Annotated in this window: 17 protein-coding genes; 5 read left to right on the top strand and 12 right to left on the bottom strand. The window is 72.9% G+C overall.

The features are described from left to right. Positions 1–6 precede the first annotated feature (6 nt). Entirely contained in the window at positions 7–2,076 is a 2,070-nt protein-coding gene (locus tag OG594_RS09360; RefSeq protein WP_266597083.1) for an MFS transporter, read from the top strand. Between the two features lie 39 nt (positions 2,077–2,115). Here the strand turns inward: OG594_RS09360 and OG594_RS09365 are convergent, their stop codons facing one another. Continuing rightward, positions 2,116–2,628, bottom strand: a complete 513-nt coding sequence (locus tag OG594_RS09365; protein WP_266597085.1) for a GNAT family N-acetyltransferase — start codon at positions 2,626–2,628, stop codon at positions 2,116–2,118. Between the two features lie 107 nt (positions 2,629–2,735). Between OG594_RS09365 and OG594_RS09370 the strand changes: the two genes are divergently transcribed. Beyond that, positions 2,736–3,131 (top strand): nuclear transport factor 2 family protein, encoded by a 396-nt coding sequence (locus tag OG594_RS09370; protein WP_266597087.1) that lies wholly within the window; start codon positions 2,736–2,738, stop codon positions 3,129–3,131. A gap of 150 nt (positions 3,132–3,281) precedes the next feature. On the opposite strand, the gene OG594_RS09375 is transcribed toward OG594_RS09370, so the two are convergent. From OG594_RS09375 to OG594_RS09385, 3 genes are all read right to left on the bottom strand, one after another. Next, positions 3,282–3,623: an antibiotic biosynthesis monooxygenase gene (locus OG594_RS09375; protein ID WP_266597089.1), complete on the bottom strand. Its 342-nt coding sequence runs from the start codon at positions 3,621–3,623 to the stop codon at positions 3,282–3,284. Between the two features lie 222 nt (positions 3,624–3,845). Continuing rightward, complete coding sequence (locus OG594_RS09380; protein WP_266597091.1) at positions 3,846–4,049, bottom strand: antitoxin; 204 nt, start codon at positions 4,047–4,049, stop codon at positions 3,846–3,848. A gap of 27 nt (positions 4,050–4,076) precedes the next feature. After that, positions 4,077–4,214, bottom strand: coding sequence for a hypothetical protein (locus OG594_RS09385; protein WP_266597093.1), 138 nt, complete (start codon positions 4,212–4,214; stop codon positions 4,077–4,079). Positions 4,215–4,351: 137 nt separating this feature from the next. On the opposite strand from OG594_RS09385, the gene OG594_RS09390 reads away from it, so the two are divergent. After that, positions 4,352–6,352: a bifunctional glycosyltransferase 87/phosphatase PAP2 family protein gene (locus OG594_RS09390; protein ID WP_266602741.1), complete on the top strand. Its 2,001-nt coding sequence runs from the start codon at positions 4,352–4,354 to the stop codon at positions 6,350–6,352. Between the two features lie 89 nt (positions 6,353–6,441). Here the strand turns inward: OG594_RS09390 and OG594_RS09395 are convergent, their stop codons facing one another. Further along, positions 6,442–7,383 (bottom strand): GlxA family transcriptional regulator, encoded by a 942-nt coding sequence (locus tag OG594_RS09395; RefSeq protein WP_266597095.1) that lies wholly within the window; start codon positions 7,381–7,383, stop codon positions 6,442–6,444. Positions 7,384–7,491: 108 nt separating this feature from the next. On the opposite strand from OG594_RS09395, the gene OG594_RS09400 reads away from it, so the two are divergent. Next, on the top strand, positions 7,492–8,097 hold the full coding sequence (locus OG594_RS09400) for a PaaI family thioesterase (protein ID WP_266597097.1): 606 nt from the start codon (positions 7,492–7,494) through the stop codon (positions 8,095–8,097). 491 nt (positions 8,098–8,588) lie between these two features. On the opposite strand, the gene OG594_RS09405 is transcribed toward OG594_RS09400, so the two are convergent. Next, positions 8,589–9,833 carry a cytochrome P450 gene (locus OG594_RS09405; protein ID WP_266597099.1) on the bottom strand — a complete coding sequence of 415 codons (1,245 nt, stop codon included), beginning with the start codon at positions 9,831–9,833 and terminating at the stop codon, positions 8,589–8,591. 242 nt (positions 9,834–10,075) lie between these two features. On the opposite strand from OG594_RS09405, the gene OG594_RS09410 reads away from it, so the two are divergent. Then, entirely contained in the window at positions 10,076–11,245 is a 1,170-nt protein-coding gene (locus OG594_RS09410) for a steroid 3-ketoacyl-CoA thiolase (RefSeq protein ID WP_030390693.1), read from the top strand. A gap of 125 nt (positions 11,246–11,370) precedes the next feature. Here the strand turns inward: OG594_RS09410 and OG594_RS09415 are convergent, their stop codons facing one another. The 6 genes from OG594_RS09415 to OG594_RS09440 all read right to left on the bottom strand — a co-directional run bounded on the left by OG594_RS09415 (position 11,371) and on the right by OG594_RS09440 (position 18,064). Then, positions 11,371–11,775, bottom strand: coding sequence for a transglycosylase SLT domain-containing protein (locus OG594_RS09415; RefSeq protein ID WP_266597101.1), 405 nt, complete (start codon positions 11,773–11,775; stop codon positions 11,371–11,373). Between the two features lie 308 nt (positions 11,776–12,083). Continuing rightward, a complete protein-coding gene (locus OG594_RS09420) occupies positions 12,084–12,983 on the bottom strand; it encodes an ECF transporter S component (RefSeq protein WP_266597103.1) in 900 nt (299 codons plus the stop codon). Further along, positions 12,980–14,731, bottom strand: a complete 1,752-nt coding sequence (locus tag OG594_RS09425; RefSeq protein ID WP_266597105.1) for an ABC transporter ATP-binding protein — start codon at positions 14,729–14,731, stop codon at positions 12,980–12,982. Before OG594_RS09425 ends, OG594_RS09420 begins: the two co-directional genes overlap by 4 nt. Then, positions 14,728–16,155, bottom strand: a complete 1,428-nt coding sequence (locus OG594_RS09430; RefSeq protein ID WP_323185301.1) for an energy-coupling factor transporter transmembrane protein EcfT — start codon at positions 16,153–16,155, stop codon at positions 14,728–14,730. The genes OG594_RS09425 and OG594_RS09430 overlap by 4 nt, the downstream gene beginning before the upstream one ends. Beyond that, positions 16,152–16,811, bottom strand: a complete 660-nt coding sequence (locus OG594_RS09435) for an SCO2322 family protein (protein ID WP_266597107.1) — start codon at positions 16,809–16,811, stop codon at positions 16,152–16,154. Before OG594_RS09435 ends, OG594_RS09430 begins: the two co-directional genes overlap by 4 nt. After that, the gene (locus OG594_RS09440; protein WP_266597109.1) at positions 16,811–18,064 is read right to left on the bottom strand and encodes a prenyltransferase/squalene oxidase repeat-containing protein; all 1,254 of its coding nucleotides are present in this window, start codon (positions 18,062–18,064) and stop codon (positions 16,811–16,813) included. Before OG594_RS09440 ends, OG594_RS09435 begins: the two co-directional genes overlap by 1 nt. Between the last annotated feature and the right edge of the window lie 41 nt (positions 18,065–18,105).

An 18,105-nucleotide genomic window follows, 5' to 3' on the forward strand; every position in this document is an offset into this window, starting at 1 on the left:
GTATCGATGGCCCAGGATGTGAGCGCGCAGGGCCCGGGCCCCGTCTTCGACCCGGAGAAGGCCGGCCCCGCCGCCGAGCACGCCTCCCGAGACGTCCTCGTCTCCATCGGAGCCCTGCTGCTGGGCCTGCTGATCGCCGCCCTCGACCAGACCATCGTCTCCACCGCCCTGCCGACCATCGTCAGCGACCTCGGCGGCATGGCGCACCTGTCCTGGGTCGTCACCGCCTACATGCTCGCCTCCACCGCCGCCACCCCCCTGTGGGGCAAGCTCGGCGACCAATACGGACGCAAGAAGCTCTTCCAGTACGCCATCGTCCTCTTCCTCATCGGGTCGGCGCTGTGCGGGATCGCCCAGGACATGCCCCAGCTCATCGGCTTCCGCGCCCTGCAGGGCCTGGGCGGCGGCGGACTGATCGTGCTGTCGATGGCGATCGTCGGCGACATCGTCCCGCCGCGCGAACGCGGCAAGTACCAAGGCCTCTTCGGAGGGGTCTTCGGCGCGACCAGCGTGCTGGGCCCGTTGCTGGGCGGCCTGTTCGTGGACAACCTGTCGTGGCGCTGGGTCTTCTACATCAACCTCCCGATCGGTCTCGTCGCGCTCGTCGTCATCGCCGCCGTCCTGCACATTCCGGCGCGCTCCTCGCGCCACACCATCGACTACCTCGGTACCTTCCTCATCGCCTGCGTTGCCACGTGTCTCGTGCTCGTCGCCTCCCTCGGCGGTACCTGGGGCTGGGGTTCGGCCCAGATCATCGGCGTCGCCGTCCTCGGCGCCGTACTGCTCGTCGGCTTCCTCCTCGTGGAGCGCAAGGCCGCCGAACCCGTCCTGCCGCTGGGTCTGTTCCGCATCCGCACCTTCACCCTCTGCTCGGCGATCAGCTTCGTCGTCGGCTTCGCGATGTTCGGCGCGATGGTCTACCTGCCGACCTTCCTCCAGATCGTCCAGGGCGTTTCACCGACCATGTCCGGCGTCCACATGCTGCCGATGGTGATCGGCATGCTGCTCACCTCCACCGTCTCCGGCCAGATCGTCAGCCGTACCGGTCGCTGGAAGGTCTTCCCGATCGCGGGCACGGCGGTGACCGCGCTCGGTCTGCTCCTCCTGCACCAGTTGCACCGCACCAGCTCCACCTGGGAGATGAGCGTCTACTTCTTCGTCTTCGGTGCCGGACTGGGCCTGGTCATGCAGGTGCTCGTCCTGGTGGTGCAGAACGCGGTCAGCTATGCCGACCTCGGCGTCGCCACCTCCGGTGCCACCTTCTTCCGATCCATCGGCGCCTCCTTCGGCGTCGCCATCTTCGGTACGGTCTTCACCAACCAGCTCGATGACAAGCTGGCCGCCTCCCTCGCGGGAGTGACGCTGCCGGCCGGTGCGAGCATCGCGCAGCTGGAGGCCGACCCGCGGGCCATCGGTGCACTTCCCGCCGAGCTCCAACCGCAGGTGCTCGACGCCTACGCGACCGCCATCACCGACGTGTTCCTCTACGCGGTGCCGATCGTCCTGATCGCCTTCGTGATCGCCTGGTTCCTGAAGGAGGACAAGCTCCGCGGCTCGGTCACCGCCCCGGACGTGACGGAGACCCTGGCTTCCAACCCGGTCCAGCGCTCCTCCCACGACGAGGTCGCCCGTGCCCTGTCGGTCCTCGGTACCCGTGAGGGCCGCCGGCACGTCTACGAGAAGATCACCGAGAAGGCGGGCTACGACCTGCTGCCCGCCTCCAGCTGGCTGCTGCTGCGGATCAAGAGGTACGGCTCCGCGGAGCCTGCGGTGCTTGCCGAGCGCGTCAACGTGCCGCTGAAGGTCGTCACGGACGCCGCCCGCCAGATCGAGGAGCGCGGGCTCGCCGTCCGGGAGGGGCTGCCGCTGGTCCTGACCGACCAGGGGCGCGCGTGCGCCACGAAGCTCGCCGAGGCACGGCAAGAGTCCCTCGCCGAGCTGCTCGGCGACTGGTGGGGCCCGGACCGTCCGACGGACCTGGTGAAACTGGTGCGGCAGATCAACATGGAGCTGTGCGGTTCCGACGCCGAGGAGCCCTACGACGCCTTGCCGCGCCGGGACCACGCCGCCCCCTAGACCGTCTGCGGTGTGCGGCCCGGTCGCCGGGGCGCGGGCTCAGGCCAGGCGCTTCTCGAACCAGTGGTCTGCGTACGGACCGGAGTTGTAGGCCGGTATTTCTGCGTACCCGTGCCGCGCGTACAACGCCCGGGCCTCCACGAGGTCCGACCGGGTGTCCAGCCGGACCCGCTCGGCGCCCAGCGCACGGCCGTGCGCCTCCAAGGCCTTCAAGAGAGCCGCCCCGCCGCCGGTTCCGCGGGCGCGCCGGTCGACGTACACCCTGGTGAGCTCGGCGGTCCGGGGGGCGAGCAGTCGGATCCCGCCGCACGCCAGGGGCTCGCCGTCGAGTCTGCCGACGACGAACCGTCCCGTCGGTGGGGTCAGCCCGTCGTCCGGGAAGTCCAGCAGCCCTTGGTCGATCTCGGCCTCGGTGACCTGCCGGTTCCAGTAACGGCCGGCGACCTCGGCGTAGTACGCGCGGCGCAGGGCGGTGGCGTCCCGGGTGGTGAACGGTTCGGGGGTCACGGTCCACGACAGGGTGGGGGTGCGGTGTTCGCTGTGAGTGGTCATGGCGTCATTGTGGAGTTCGCGGCGGATCTCCCGCGTGGAATATCCACAAGGCCGGGCCGATGATAGGAAAAAGGACATTCCCTGCGTACCCGGAGGGTGGGAACGCCATGTCAGAGCATCCCGACTGTGCCCTGGTCCGCCGTGGTTACGAGGCTTTCGGCAGGGGCGACATGGAGACGATGAGCACGTTGCTGACGGCCGATGTCATCCACCACGTGCCGGGCGACAACCCGCTGTCCGGGCACCACAAGGGGCGGGAGAACGTCCTGGACCTCTACCGCCGCCTCGGCGAGGAGACGAAGGGCACCTTCCAGGTGGATCTGGAATCGGTGCTGGCGGACGGGCGGGGGCACGTGATGAGTTTCCACACGGTACGAGCCGACCGCGGTGACCGCGGCATCGAGATCCGCCAGGGGCTCTTCTTCACGATCATCGGGAACAAGATCACCGATGTCGACCAGTGCACCGCGGACATCGACGAGGAAGACGTTTTCTGGAGCTGAGGTTCCTCAAGCTGAGGCTCCTCCGTCTGCCCGTCTGCCCGTCTGCCCGTCTGCCCGTCTCTCCGTCTCTCCGTCTCTTCGCCTCTTCGCCTCTCCGCCTCTTCGTCCGCCACGCCGCGGGCCCGACCCGGGCCCGCGGCGCGCAGCGCGTCAGGCCTGCTTAGGCGCCGCCTGCTGCACGACCTCGAACGACCACACCGTCGAGGCGGAAGCCGCGGGCTTCGGCCGCTCGCCGCCGCCCTCGCCGCCCTGGCCGCCGCCCTGGTGGGCGGCCTTCATCGGGCCCTCCATCCACGCCTGGAAATCCTGCTCCGAACGCCAGCGCGTGTAGACCAAGTACTGGTCCGTGCCCTCCACCGGGCGCAGCAGCTCGAACCACTCGAACCCGTCCGAGTTCTCCACCATCCCGGCCCGGGAGGCGAAGCGCTGCTCCAGGATCTCCCGCTGCTCCGCGGGAACCGTCAGTACGTTGATCTTTACGACGCTAGGCACAGGACACCTCTCATGAAACACCGGCCGGGCCGTACGCCCGGCCTTGACGACATGGGTGCAGTTTCCTACACCCGCCCGTCCGGAAGGCGCCGGTGATCCGGCCCGGCTCGTAACGGACCCCGCCGCCGGACCGTAGACGCGGGGACGCGGGGACGCGGGACGCAGGGACGCGTGGACGCAGGGGCCGCACTGCGGTGCGGCCCCTGCGTCGAAGTCGACGTCTCAGGTCTGGGGCGGCCTGCCCTCCCCGGGCATGGGCGGCTTCTTGCCGATCTGTTCGTTGAGCTTCTGCTGCGCCGTGTCGACCTGGCTCTGGTACTTGTTCCCGGTCTTCGCGTCGAAAGCGTCTCCGGCCTTCTCGACGCCTTGGCGGGCCTGGTCGGGGTGTCCCTTGATGAGGTCCTTGAGCTTGTCAAGCATGGACATGAGCCGTCCTCTCCACGGAATGCCTGTTCACCTCAGCTTCGCCACGAAGTCCGGTGTCCGCACCTGGAGAGCCCGCAGCTCCCCGGTCCGGTCGGTCGGGGAGAGGGTTCGCAGGTCGGCGCGCGTGTCGGTCTTCGCGATGCCCGTGAGGGCCCTCCAACGCATCCCGCGGGGGATATCGTCGTGCGGGTAATGGAGCGCGGCAGCCAGGCGAAGTCAGGGTTGCGGTCAACAGGGCGGGAGGCCGGCGAGGCGTGGCTAACGCGGCAGAGCACAGCGGTGCGAACGGACATGCCGGAGTCATAGGCGGTCACGGCAGGCTCGGGGCGGCTCGCCTTCTCCTATGGGCGCTTGCCGGTGCGCTCGCCGTCAGACAGGCCGCCGCCGTGCTGCGGGTGCCACCGGTCGAGTGGCTGAGCGGATTCCACCTCCCCGGCAGCCTGCCCGGGTCGGTCTACGACACCGGCCAGTTCTCCGACACCCCCTTCGCCGGACTGGTCCTCAAGCCGCTGGTCGGCCTCGCCACCCCGTCGTTGGAGGTCGCCTGGACCCTCGTGACGCTGCTGTGCGTCGCCGCCATCGGGCTCGTCGCCGCCCGTGGCCTGCCCGACCCGGTGCCGCGGCGCACCGCGCTGCTCGCCGCGCCCGTGCTCACGGCCCTGATGATGGTCTCGCTGCCCGTGCGCGAGGCCGCCTCCCCCGGCCAGACCGCCGTCCTGCCCGTGTTGCTGGTGCTCCTCGCCGTGTTCCGCGTGCCCGGCGACCGGCCCGCCGGTTTCCTCGTCGGCCTCGCCGCCGCGCTCCAGCCCGCGCTGCTGCTGTTCGCCGCGCTGCTGTGGCTGACCGGACGCCGCCCCACCGCGCGGAGCGCCGCCGCGACCTTCGCCGGAGCCACCGTGCTGTCCTGGGCGGCCATGCCGCGCGACTCCTGGACGTACTGGGTCCAGCACCTGGCCGGTACCGGCCTCGGCGGAGCCCCCGACGGCCTCGCCAACCAGTCCGTGCACGGCGCGCTGCTGCGCTTCGGCCTGACCGGACCGCTCGAAATCCTGCTGTACGCCGCCCTCGCGGCCGCCATCGCCTGGATCGGCCTGCGCCGCGCGGTCCGCTACGCCCGCGACGGCCAGCTGCTGCTCGCCGTCGCCGTCACCGGCTGCGTGGCCGTCGCCGTGTCCCCGACCGGCTGGCGCCACCAGCTGCTGTGGGTGCTCCTCGCCGTCGCCGGCAAGGTGGGCAAGCGGGCCGCCGACCGGCCGGTGTGGCCGGTGGCCGTGGTCCTGGCCATGACCCTGCCGAGCACGATGCTGCTGCCGAACCTGGCCGCACTCGCCCCCGTACGCGACAACGTGCTGCTGCTCGCCGCCGTGGCCGCGGCCTGCGCCGTACCGTTCCTGCCGCGCTCGTCGGCGTACTGGCGCGAGCCCGTACCCACCGACTACGGGCGGCCCGCGGCGGCCCGCTGGGCGCGGGTGCCGCTGATGCCGTTCTGGCGGCGGGTGCTGTCCCGCCCGAACCTGCTGCTGGAACTCCTGCTGATACGGGTGGGCTACTCGATCTACTCGCACATCCGGGCCGCCGCACCCACCAGCCGCAGCCTCGCGGAGGGCAACGGCAGCCAGATCCACGGGATCGAGCGTGCGCTGGGCATCGACATCGAACACGCCGTGAACCACGCCGTGGTGAACACGCCCTGGGTGGAGGCGTTCTTCAACTTCTACTACACCTCCTTCCACTTCGTGGTCCCGCTGACGATCCTGGGAGTCCTGTACTGGCGGCGCCCCGGCGACTACCGGTGGGCGCGGGCCTCGCTGGGGCTGGCCACGGTGTTGGCCCTCATAGGTTTTTGGCTCTACCCGCTCGCGCCGCCGCGCCTGATGCCCGGCCTCGGCTTCATCGACACCGTGCACGGGCCGCAGGACCTGGCCAACCCCTCGTACGGGGCCATGACCGCGATTTCCAACCAGTACGCGGCGATGCCCTCGCTGCACTTCGGCTGGTCGTTGTGGTGCGGGATCGTGATCGTGGTGCTGGCGCCGAAGGGCTGGCAGAAGCTGCTCGGGGCGCTGCACCCGCTGATCACGGTGTGCGCGATCGTGGCCACCGCCAACCACTGGGTGCTGGACGCCGTGGGCGGGGCCGTGGTCGTGTCCGCAGGCTTCGGGCTCGTGTACGCCCTGTCCGGGCCGCGGGGCCTCCAGGTGAGCCTCCCGGCGCAACAGCGCAGGGACGACGCGGAACGGGCGGAGCCGGCCGCCGCGCCCGGTACGACCACCGCCGAGTCCGTCGCGGGGTCGCGTTCCTAGGCCGTCTCCTTTCGCCCCGCCCGGGGGCGCGTCTTCGTGGGCGCGCTTCCGGGGGCGCGCCTCCGGAAGCGCCCCGGAACGCGTCCGCGTCAGCCGCCGCCGCGCCGTCTGCGCAGCAGCGTGCGCAACGGTCCCGGGCTCTCGTACCCGACCCGCCGGGCGACCGCCGCCAGCGGCAGGTCCGTGGTGCGCAGCAAGTGTTCGGCCTGCTCCACCCGCAGGTCCTGCACCAGCCCGACGGGCGTGCGGCCGAGCGTACGGGCGACCGTGCGCTGGAGGGTGCGCTCGCTCACGCCGAGCTCCCGGGCCGCCTCCGCGATCGGCGCCGGTTCCGCGAGTCGGGTCCGCGCCCATTGCTCGAAGGCGGCGACGAGCGGGTCGTGGCGGGCCAGGGCGCTGGGGATGGCGTACGCCGCCTGTGAGGCGCGGTCGTCGACGACGAGGTAGTGCCGGACCAGATCCGCGAGGGCGGGGCTGCGCGTGCCGACGATCGACAGGGCCAGGTCGAGATGGCTGAACGCGGCGCCCGCCGTGGTGACCCCGCCGGAGCTGACGACCATCCGGGTCTCGTCGAGCGTGACCCCGCGGTAGCGGTCCCGGAAGAAGGGGGCCAGCCACCAGCTGGTCGTCGCCCGCTGTCCGTCCAGCACCCCGGCCTCGGCCAGCAGGAACGTCCCGGTGCAGGACGTGGCCAGCGGGGTGCCGCGCTCGCGGGCCCCGGCCAGGATCCGGCGGGCCGGGCGGTGCGCGGCCGACGCGACGGCCTCGACGAGGGCGTCCGGGCGGCGCTCCATCAGCGCGGGCACCACCAGCAGGTCCGCGTCGTCGGCCACGGCGGCCGGTTCGGTGTCGATGCGGTGGCCGAGCCCGGTGCGGACCCGGCGCCGCACGCCGACGGTGCGGATGTCGAAGGCGGGCGGCGGGGCTCCGGCCACTTGGCCGCGCAGCACGTCGGCGGTGTGCAGCACGTCCAGGACGGCGGAGATGCCCGAGTCGAAGACCCCGTCGAGGGCCAGTACGGCGACTTTCACCGTGCCACCGTAGCGCCGCGCGGCTCGGTGAGGGGCTGTCGGAATCCGTACGGAAGCTGCCGGATCCGACACTCCCAATCCGGCCGGGCCGTGCCTAGGGTCGTTGCCATGACCACGTATGAGACCAGCGCCTCCGAGGCCGGGGCGTCCGAGGCCGGGGCGTCCGAGGCCGGCGCGCACGAGGCCGGCGCGCACGAGGCCGGGGCGCCCGAGGCCGGCGCCGCGCTGCGCAGCCGTACGCACACCTGGCAGCCGCGGCCGGAGATGACCCCGGAGATCCTCGGCATGAGCGGACTGGAGATCCTCCGGGCCAGCCTCAAGGGCGAACTGCCCGGCGCGTCGATGATGAGCACCCTGGGTTTCCGGCTCACCGAGGCCGCCGAGGGCATCGCCGTCTTCGAGGGCGACCCGGGCGACCACCTGCTCAACCCCATGGGGACGGTGCACGGCGGCTTTCTGGCGACCCTGCTCGACTCGGCGCTCGGCTCGTCCGTGATGACCCTGCTCCCGGCCGGCACCGCCTACACCACGGTGCAGCTCGGGGTGCACATGATCCGGCCGGTCATGGCGGACACCCCCACCCTGCGCTGTGAGGGCACCGCCCTGCACGTGGGGCGGACCACCGCCACTGCCGAGGCGCGGGTCACGGGGACGCATGACGGGAAGCTCTACGCTCACGCGACCACGACGTGCGCGATCTTGCGCATGGGGTGACCGGGGCCGTGTCCGGGCCGCGGTCGGCCCGGCCCGGGCCGAAGGGGCGCCGGGGCGTGCATCGCCCCGGCGCCCCTTCGGCTGGATCGCCGCTGCTTGTCAGGATCGCCCCGTTCGGGTCGGTCCGCCACTCGAACGGGTGCGGCGCCGTTGCGGGGGCGCTGCCCCCGGGCCCCCGCGCCTCAAACGCCGGCGGGGCTGGGAGAGCGGGGCTCCGCCCCGGACCCCGCGCCTCAAGCGCCGGCGGGGCTGGAGAGGGAGGTGGCGGGGCTGGAGGGGGTAGGGCTGGAAAGGTGCAGGGGGAGGCGGGGTTGGGGGGAGCGCCTCAAGCGCCGGCGGGGCTGGGAGAGCGGGGCTCCGCCCCGGGCCCCGCGCCTCAAACGCCGGCGGGGCTTGAAGGGGAGGCGGCGGGACTGGAAAGGGTGCAGGGGGAGGCGGGGTTGGGAGGGGCGCCTCGAACGTCGGTGGGGCTGGAGGGGGAGGTGGTCCGGCTAGGGGTGGGTGACGCGGAGTTCCTTGATGCCGTTGAGCCAGGCCGCGCGGAGGCGGCGTGGGGGTTCGGACGTCAGGTGGAGGTTCGGGAGGGCGTCGGCCAGGGCGTTGAAGATCAGGTCGATCTCCATCACGGCGAGGGACTTGCCGAGGCAGAAGTGCGGCCCGCCGCCGCCGAAGCCCAGGTGGGGGTTGGGGTCGCGGGTGATGTCGAAGACGTCCGGGTTCGTGAAGACCTCGGGGTCGTGGTTGGCGGAGGAGTAGAACATCCCCACCCGGTCGCCCGCCTTGATCTTCGCGCCGCCCAGTTCGGTGTCCTGGGTGGCGGTGCGCTGGAACGACACCACCGGGGTGGCCCAGCGGACGATCTCCTCGGCGGCCGTCGACGGCCGCGTCGCCTTGTAGAGCTCCCATTGCTCGGGGTGCGTCAGGAAGGCGTGCATGCCGTGGCTGATGGCGTTGCGCGTGGTCTCGTTGCCCGCGACCGCCAGCAGCAGCACGAAGAAGCCGAACTCGTCCGAGCCGAGGTTGCCCTGGCCCTCGGCCGCCACCAGCTGGGTGACGATGTCCTTGGCCGGACATTCCTTGCGCTGGGCGGAGAGGTTCATCGCGTAACCGATGAGCTCCATCGCCGCGTTGGAGCCGACCTCCTCGGTGATCGCGTACTCCGGGTCGTCGTAGGCGATCATCTTGTTCGACCAGTCGAAGATCTTCGCGCGGTCCTTCTGCGGTACGCCGATCAGTTCGGCGATGGCTTGCAGCGGGAGCTCGCACGCCACCTGCGTGACGAAGTCGAAGCTGCCGTCGGCCGCCGTGGCCGCGGCCTCCTCGACGATCTTCCGGGCGCGGTTCCGCAGCGCCTCCTCCAGGCCACGGATGGCCCGCGGGGTGAAGCCGCGCTGCACGATCTGGCGTACGCGCGTGTGTTCCGGCGGATCCATGTTCAGCATGATCAGACGCTGGGCATCTATCGCATCACGCGGAATGTGCTCGTTGAAGCGGATGATCGCGGTGTTGGTCGTCGAGGAGAACAGTTCCGGGTGCGTGGAGACGTACTTGACGTCCGCGTGCCGGGTCACGGCCCAGTAGCCCTCGTCGTCGAAGCCGGTGACGCCCCGCCGCTGCGGGCACCACCACACGGGCGCGGTCTGCCGCAGCTGCGCGAACTCCGGGAAGGGGACGCGGCTCTGGAGCAGGTCTGGGTCGGTGGCGTCGAAGCCTTCGGGCAGTGCGGGGCAGGACATCGGGCAACTCCAAAGTCTGACGGACCATCAGAAGTTGGCTTGAAGGTAGTAACGAGTTCTAGAAGTGACAAGGGTCGTGGCGCCAACTGTTGCGTGTGGAATCCGTGCAGGGCGCGTGCAAGACCCTTGCGTGCCGGGGCCTCAGGTCATAAGACTGCGGGGAGAACTAGAACGCGTACTAGTTCGGGGCGGGGCGCCGGGACGGCCCGCCGTGCTGACGCAGTGCAGGAGAGGACGAGCTCATGGCCGCGGAACCCGTCATTGTCGAAGCCGTACGCACCCCCATCGGTAAGCGCGGGGGCGCTCTCGCCAACCTCCATCCCGCCTACCTGCTCGGTGAGACCTACCGCGAACTGCTGGCCCGTACCGGAATCCAGCCCGACTGCGTCGAGCAGATCGTCGGCGGAACGGTGACGCACGCCGGCGAACAGTCGATGAACCCCGCCCGCAACGCCTGGCTCGCCATGGGGCTCCCGTACGAGACCGCCGCGACGACGGTGGACTGTCAATGCGGCAGCTCGCAGCAGGCCAACCACATGGTCGCCAACATGATCTCCGGCGGGGTCATGGACATCGGCATCGCCTGCGGCGTCGAGGCCATGAGCCGCGTGCCGCTCGGCTCCGGATCCAAGCACGGCCCGGGCAAGCCCTTCCCGGACGAGTGGAACGTCGACCTCCCCAACCAGTTCGAGGCCGCCGAGCGGATCGCCCGCCACCGGGGCCTGTCCCGCGAGGACGTCGATCGGCTCGGGCTCCTCTCCCAGGAGCGGGCCGCGGCGGCATGGGCCGAGGAACGGTTCAAGCGCGAGACCTTCGCCGTGCAGGTGCCGACGACCGAGGAGGAGCAGGCCGCCGGGCAGGGCATGTGGCGCCTGGTCGACCGGGACGAGGGCCTGCGCGACACGAGCATGGAGGCGCTGGCCCGGCTCAAGCCGGTCATGCCCACCGCCGTGCACACCGCGGGGAACTCCTCGCAGATATCCGACGGCGCCGCCGCCGTCATGTGGGCCTCGCGCAAGATGGCCCGCGCCCTCAAGCTCAAGCCGCGCGCCCGGATCGTCGCCCAGACGCTCGTCGGCGCCGACCCCCACTACCACCTCGACGGACCGATCGACGCGACGCGCGCCGTGCTCGGCAAGGCAGGGATGTCACTGCGGGACATCGACCTCGTCGAGATCAACGAGGCCTTCGCCTCCGTGGTCCTGTCCTGGGCGCAGGTCTTCGACCAGGACCTGGAGAAGGTCAACGTCAACGGCGGGGGCATCGCGCTCGGCCACCCCGTCGGCGCCACCGGCGCCCGGCTGATCACCACCGCGCTGCACGAGCTGGAGCGCCGTGACAAGGAGTTCGCGCTGATCACCATGTGCGCGGGAGGCGCGCTGGCGACCGGCACGATCATCCAGCGCCTGTGAGGCGCCCCTGAGTCCCGTGGGATGGGATGCAGAAGGCCCCGGAGGCCGGACCTGGGGAGGCCGGCCACCGGGGCCTTCGTATGTTTGCTGCGCTGTGCTGCGTGCTGCGTGCTGCGTGCCGCGGCTTAGTACCAGTGGTTGGCGGACCAGAAGTTCCAGGCGCCGACCGGGCTGCCGTAGCGGTCGTTCATGTAGTCCAGGCCCCACTTGATCTGGGTGGCCGGGTTGGTCTTCCAGTCGGCGCCCGCGGAGGCCATCTTCGAGGCCGGCAGGGCCTGGGCCAGACCGTACGCACCCGAGGAGGGGTTGGTCGCGGTGTGGTTCCAGCCGCTCTCGTGGGAGATGATCTTGTCGAAGGCGGCGAACTGGGCCGGGTCCTTGATCATCTGCTGCGCGATCGCCTTGGCGCTCATCGGGGCCGCCTGGGCGGGAACCGTGGCGAGCATGGAGCCGGCGACACCGAGGGCGACGACGGTGCCCGCGAGGGCCTTCTTGGAGGTGGCGATGCGGCGGATGATGGCGTTGGACACGGAGGGGACCTTCCGACGGGGACAAGGGCGGTCGCGGGCACGTCGAGGACGTGCGTGAGCCACTCACGCGGTGGAGAGGGGTTCGTCGGCGGGGGGTGAAGTACCTGAAGTACCCCTGCCGCCTTGCGACTCATCCAGTTCTACAGACGCCCCGACGCCCTGGCAAAGGTCCCGCGTACTAGTGGTCCTCGCAGGAGGTGCTCCACCGACCCCCCGTAGGGGTGGGTTCCGGGGCTCCGAGGCCTCCTACCCGGGTTCGTATGTGACCCAGGTCCTATGGGGCGGGTCACCGGGGGAGGCCCCGAATGTCACGCTCCGCTGCCGTTCGTACCCTTCCTCAGGGCGGGTTCGCGCTCGATTCCGGCCCCGGGATCGAAGGAGACCGGGGCGTCGAACGCAGCTCTACGGGTCGCCCGGCGCAGCGCCTTCAGCAAGGTCGCGCCGAGGGTCAGGGTCAGTACGACCGTCAGCGCCGCCCGGCCCAGGTCCCAGCCCACCGAGGTCGTCAGGCAGTACGCGGCGAACCGCACCAGGTTCGCCGCCACCGGCTCGCCCGGATGGAAGGAGACGCCCTCGCCCCGGCCCTGCAGCAGCACCCAGCCCTGCAGGTTCATGACCGTGCCGTACGCGAAGGAGCCCGCGAAGCCGTACGCGGCCAGCATCAGCAGCTCCGCCCGGCCCCGGATCCTCTCCGGGCCGGGTAGCAGCCCGGCCCCCAGCGCGAACCAGCCCAGCGCCAGCATCTGGAACGGCATCCACGGACCGACCCCGCCCGTCAGCAGGGCGGAGGCGAACATCGTCACCGCGCCCAGGACGAAGCCGAAGCCGGGACCGAGGACCCGCGCGCTCAGCACCATCAGGAAGAACATGGGCTCCAGCCCGGCCGTACCCGCGCCCAGCGGTCTCAGCGCCGCCCCGACGGCGGCGAGCACACCGAGCATCGCCACCGCCTTCGCGTCCATGCCGTTGTCGGCGATGGTCGCGACGACCACCGCCACCAGGAGCGGCAGGAGCGCGGCGAAGAGCCAGGGGGCGTCCTGCGCGTGGGCGAGACCCGACCGGCGGTCGGCGAGCAGCGGCCAGCCGAAGGCCGCGATGCCGATGAGGGTGACGAGGACCAGGGTGACGGCGGCGCGGGGGCCGATCCGGACGGGACGAGCGGGACGGGCGGGACAGGAGGCGCGGTTGGGGCGGCTGGGGCTGTTCACCGTGCCTCCGCCGCGTCGAGGGCCTCGGTCGCGCCCAGGGCCTCGGCGACCTGGCGCACGGTGAGCCACGGGTCCGGGGCGAGGACCTTCGCCACCTGCGGCGCGAAGGCGGGCGAGGAGACGACGACCTCGGCGGTCGGACCGTCCGCGACGATCTCCCCGCCGGCCAGGATCACCACGCGGTGGGCCAGCTCGGCGGCGAGCTCCACGTCGTGGGTGGCCAGGACGATGGCGTGGCCGTCGGCGGCCAGCCCGCGCAGGATCTCGACCAGGCGGACCTTGGCGGCGTAGTCCAGGCCGCGGGTGGGCTCGTCCAGGAGCAGGAGGGCGGGGCGGCCGGTGAGGACCAGGGCCAGGGCGAGGGCGAGACGCTGGCCCTCGGAGAGATCGCGCGGGTGGATGTCGTCGGGGACGTCCGGGAGCAGCGCGGAGACGAGGTCCCGGCAGGTGCCGGGGGGCGCGGCGGCGTCGGAGTCGGCGGCGGCGCACTCGGCGGCGACCGTGTCGGCGTACAGGAGGTCGCGGGGTTCCTGCGGGACGAGGCCGACGCGGCGCACCATCTCGGGCGGTGCCGTGCGGTGGGGGGTGCGGCCGCCGACGGTCACCTCGCCGGTGGTGGGGGTGACCGTACCGACGAGGGCGGAGAGGAGGGTGGACTTGCCGGCGCCGTTGCGGCCCATGAGGGCGATGGTTTCGCCGGGGGCCACGGCGAGGGTGACGGCGTGCAGGGCCTGTACGCGGCCGCGGCGGACGGAGAGGTTGCGGACCGTGGCCGGGCACTGCGGTGCGGCCTCGGCGGGGTCGGGGCTCGGCCCGCGGCGGCGGAGCAGGCGCGCGAGGAGCCCGGGGGCTCCGGCGACGGGGGCTCCGCCCCCGGACCCCCGGGAAGCGGTGGGGCGGCCCGTCGGGTTCGACGGTGCCGAGCCCGACGCAGTCGACAGGCGGGAGCGGAGCGGCGCGGCGCGGCGGCGGGCGTCGCGGATCGAGAGGGGGAGGGGGGACCAGCCCGCGAGGCGGCCCAGGGAGACCACCGGGGGGTGGACCGGGGAGACGGCCATGATCTCGGCCGGGGTGCCGATGACCGCGGTCGCGCCCGGCGACGGCAGGAGCAGGACCTGGTCGGCGTACTGGACGACCCGCTCCAGCCGGTGCTCCGCCATCAGCACGGTCGTGCCCAGGTCGTGGACCAGGCGCTGGAGGACCGCGAGGACCTCCTCCGCCGCCGCCGGGTCGAGCGCGGACGTCGGCTCGTCCAGCACCAGCACCCGGGGGTGCGGGGTGAGGACCGAGCCGATCGCGACCCGCTGCTGCTGGCCGCCGGACAGCGTCGCGATCGGCCGGTCGCGCAGCTCGTTCAGGCCCAGCAGGTCCAGGGTCTCCTCCACCCGGCGGCGCATCACCGCAGGTGGCAGGCCCAGCGACTCCATGCCGTAGGCGAGCTCGTCCTCGACCACGTCCGTCACGAAGTGTGCGAGGGGGTCCTGGCCGACCGTGCCGACCACGTCCGCGAGTTCGCGCGGCTTGTGGGTGCGGGTGTCCCGGCCGGCGACCGTGACCCGGCCGCGCAGGGTGCCGCCCGTGAAGTGCGGGACCAGTCCGGAGACCGCCCCCAGCAGGGTGGACTTGCCGACGCCCGACGGGCCGACCAGCAGCGTCAGCTCCCCCTCGGGGATCACCAGGTCGACGCCCTGGAGGGAGGGGGCGGGCGCGCCCTCGTAGGTGACCGACACCTGCTCGAAGCGGATCACTGCGACGCCTCCTTGGGCGGTACGGGTGCCACGAAGGCGGGCAGCAGGCCGATCAGGATCGCGGCCGCCGGCCACAGCGGGAGCGCGGGGGCCGCGAGCGGGACCACGCCCGGGTGTAGGGCGGCGGGGTCGACGGAACCGGCGTGGATCAGCAGGGCGGCCACGGCCGCGCCCGATCCGGCGACCAGCCAGGCGCGCGGCCCCCAGCGGTCGGGCCGGTAGCGGGTCCGCACCGACCGGCGTCCGCCCAGGCGCAGGCCCGCGACGGCCAGGGCCGCGCCGCCGCCGAGCACGGGCAGCCCGTACGCGGCGCCCTGCGCGGCGAGCAGGCCGTACGTGCCCGCGCACATGCCGATGAGGCCGCCGAGGGTGAGGGCGTTGGTGGTGTGCCGGACGGCGGGCGGCACCTCGGCCGTGCGGCCGTATCCGCGCGCGTCCATCGACGCGGCGATGGCGACGGAGCGTTCCAGAGCGCCTTCCAGGACGGGCAGACCGATCTGGAGGATGGCCTTCACCCCGCCCGTGGGCCGGCCGCGCAGCCGGCGGGCGGTCCGCAAGCGGGCGACGTCGGCGACCATGTTCGGCGCGAAGGTCATGGCGACGACGACGGCGACCCCGGCCTCGTACAGGGCGGCCGGGAGGGACTTCAGCAGCCGCGCCGGATTGGCGAGGGCGTTCGCGGCGCCGACGCACACCAACAGGGTGGCCAGCTTCAGGCCGTCGTAGAAGGCGAAGACGAGCTGCTCGCCGGTGACCCGGCCGCCGAAGCGGATGCCCTGGGCCCAGGCCGGGAGCGGGACCTCCGGGAGCGTGAACAGGAGGTGCGAGCCGGGGATGGGGGAGCCGAGGAGCATGGAGAAGAGCAGGCGCAGGCCGATGACGAACATGCCGAGCTTGAGGAAGGCACTGTAGGAACGGGCCCAGGGCGCGTCGGTGCGGCGGGCCGCGACCACGTACCCGGCGACGCCGATGATCAGCCCGAGGAGGAGGGGGTTGGTGGTGCGGGAGGCGGCGGTGGCGAGGCCGAGGGCCCACAGCCACCAGGCCCCCGCGTGCAGGGCGGTGGCCCGGGCGGCCTGCGGGGGTTTCCACTTTTCGTACGTCGACCGGTGCGCGGGGACCTGCGCCGCGGCCGGGCTCCGGCGGGCCGGGGGCAGGTCGCCGGGTGCGGCTCCGGTGGGTGCGGCTCCGGTGGGGGCGCTGTGGGACTGCGGCCGTGCCCGGCGGGTACCGGTGCCCGTGCCCGTGCCCGTGGTGCGGGTCGTCCCGGCGGCCGGTTCGCCGCCGGGGGTGAGGGGCGCCCGCGTGCTTGGCGTGCGCTCGTTGCCGGCACCGGTGGTGGGCGCGGTCCGGGGTGCGCCGGTGTCCGTGGTGGTCGGCTCGGCGTCGTTGCCGGGGTGCGCCGCGGCGCCGGGGCCGGTCATCGCGTGCGGCGGCGGGACTGCCAGACGCCGGCCGCGGCCAGGGCGGCCACGGCGGCGATGCCCACGAGCAGGCCCGCGGACGGGCCCCCGCCGGACTCCGGAGCGGCGGACTGTGCCGGGGTCGGGGTCCCGGCCGCGCTGTCGGCGACCTGGTCGCCGCAGCCCTGCTTCGGGTAGCCGGAGATCGCGCACAGCAGCGCCGCACTGTTGTAGCGCAGCGGCTTGGCGACCGAGGCCAGCGCCTCGGCCGTCGTGGCCTCGGGGGCCACCTGCGCGCAGGCCGTGCGCGGGGCGGCCTCCGGCGGGGCGTCGCCCGTCGGGGCGTCCGCCGGGACGCCGAAGTCGATGACGAGCGCCACCCGCTTGCTGCCCTCCGTCGGGGCGGTCGCCCCGCAGACGGTCTCGAAGTCGGCCGCCGCGCGCGGCTGGGCCGCCTGCGCCGCCGCGTCCTTGCTCACCGAGAAGCGGAAGCCCTGGACGGCGCCGTCCGCGGGGCGGGCCAGGGAGGGGCCCTGGGTGGCGTAGGACCACCGGCCGCCCGCCGAGCCGTCCCAGAACGACCAGTAGCGGTAGCCGGCCGCCAGCGCCGGGGAGGCGGCCAGCAGGGCCAGGGCGATCCCGAGGGCGAGGGCCACGGCGGGCAGGCGGCGGCGCATCAGGACTGGTTCTTCTTCCGGCGGCCGCTCAGCAGGATGCCGATGCCGACACCGGCAGCGGCGCACGAACCGACGATCCACCAGACGTTCTGGCCGCCGGAGGGCTCCTCCTTCTCGCCGTCCACCTTCGTCGCTTCGGTGTCCGCGCCCTGCGGGGCCGGGCCGGTCGCGTTCAGCGCGGCGACGAGGTCGGTGCCGCCGAAGGACTTCGGGTCGTTGCCGGTCGCGTGCGTGGCGAGGACGAGGGTGCCCAGCGCGGCCGGGCTGCCCTTCGCCCACTCGGCGGAGTTGGTCTCCAGCCACTTCAGGGCGCCCGCCGCCGACTCCTTGTGGCCGGCGGCGGCCAGGGCCAGTACCGCGTCGACGGTGTTGCCGGTGTCGGGGGTGGGCTGGTCCGCGCCCGGGGTGACGGCCATGAGGTGGCCGTCCTTCTTGAGGGCCTCGGCCAGGTAGCCGGCCGCGCCCTGGGCGGCGGCCACCGGGTCGGCGGCGTTCGCGGCCGGGCAGGCCAGCGGGGCGGCGGGGGTGTTCTCGGCGGACGGGACGACGGCCGCGCCCTTGCCGAGGCCGGCCAGGGCGGCGGCGGCCGTGGCGTCGGCGTTGGCGAGGAGCTTGCCGTCGGCCGGCTGGTACGCGAAGGCGCCCCGGTCGGCGGCCGGCTCGGCGGTGCAGCCCAGCTGGAAGGGGAGCAGGCCCTCGTAGGCCGACTTGCCCGCCTTGGACTTGACCTCGGCCGGCTTCTCGCCCGCCACGGCCAGGGCGCTGATCACCACGGCGGTGGAGTTGGCGTCGCTGGGGGAGCCGGGGACGTAGCTCCAGCCGCCGTCCTCGTTCTGGACGGACTTCAGCCAGTCGACGCCCTTCTTGACGGCCGCGTCCTGGCCGCCGAGCGCCTTGAGCGCCTGCACGGCGGCCGCGGTGGCGTTCGTGTCGTACATCGTCTGCGCGTCGCACGCCACAGCGGCGTTCGGGCGGAAGGAGGCGAAGCCGCCGTTGTCGCACTGCTGGGCGGCCAGCCAGACCACGGCCTTGACGGAGGGCTTGACGCCGACCGTGTGCTGGGCGAGCAGCGCGAAGGACTGCCGCCACACGCCGTCGTACGTGGGGTCGCCCTTGCCGTAGAGGCCGTCGGGGATGACCGGGGGCGCGGAGGGGGAGGCGGGCGGCGCGGTGTCGGCGAGGGCTGCGGGGGCGGCGCCCACGCAGAGCACGGCGGAGGCGGCGAGCGCGGCTGCGCTGCGACGGACGTTCATAGGGGGCGGTGCCTCTCGTACGGGGGAACCGGCAGCAGGCA

This window comes from Streptomyces sp. NBC_01214 (assembly GCF_026340975.1).
In the GTDB taxonomy this organism is placed as follows: Bacteria; Actinomycetota; Actinomycetes; order Streptomycetales; family Streptomycetaceae; genus Streptomyces.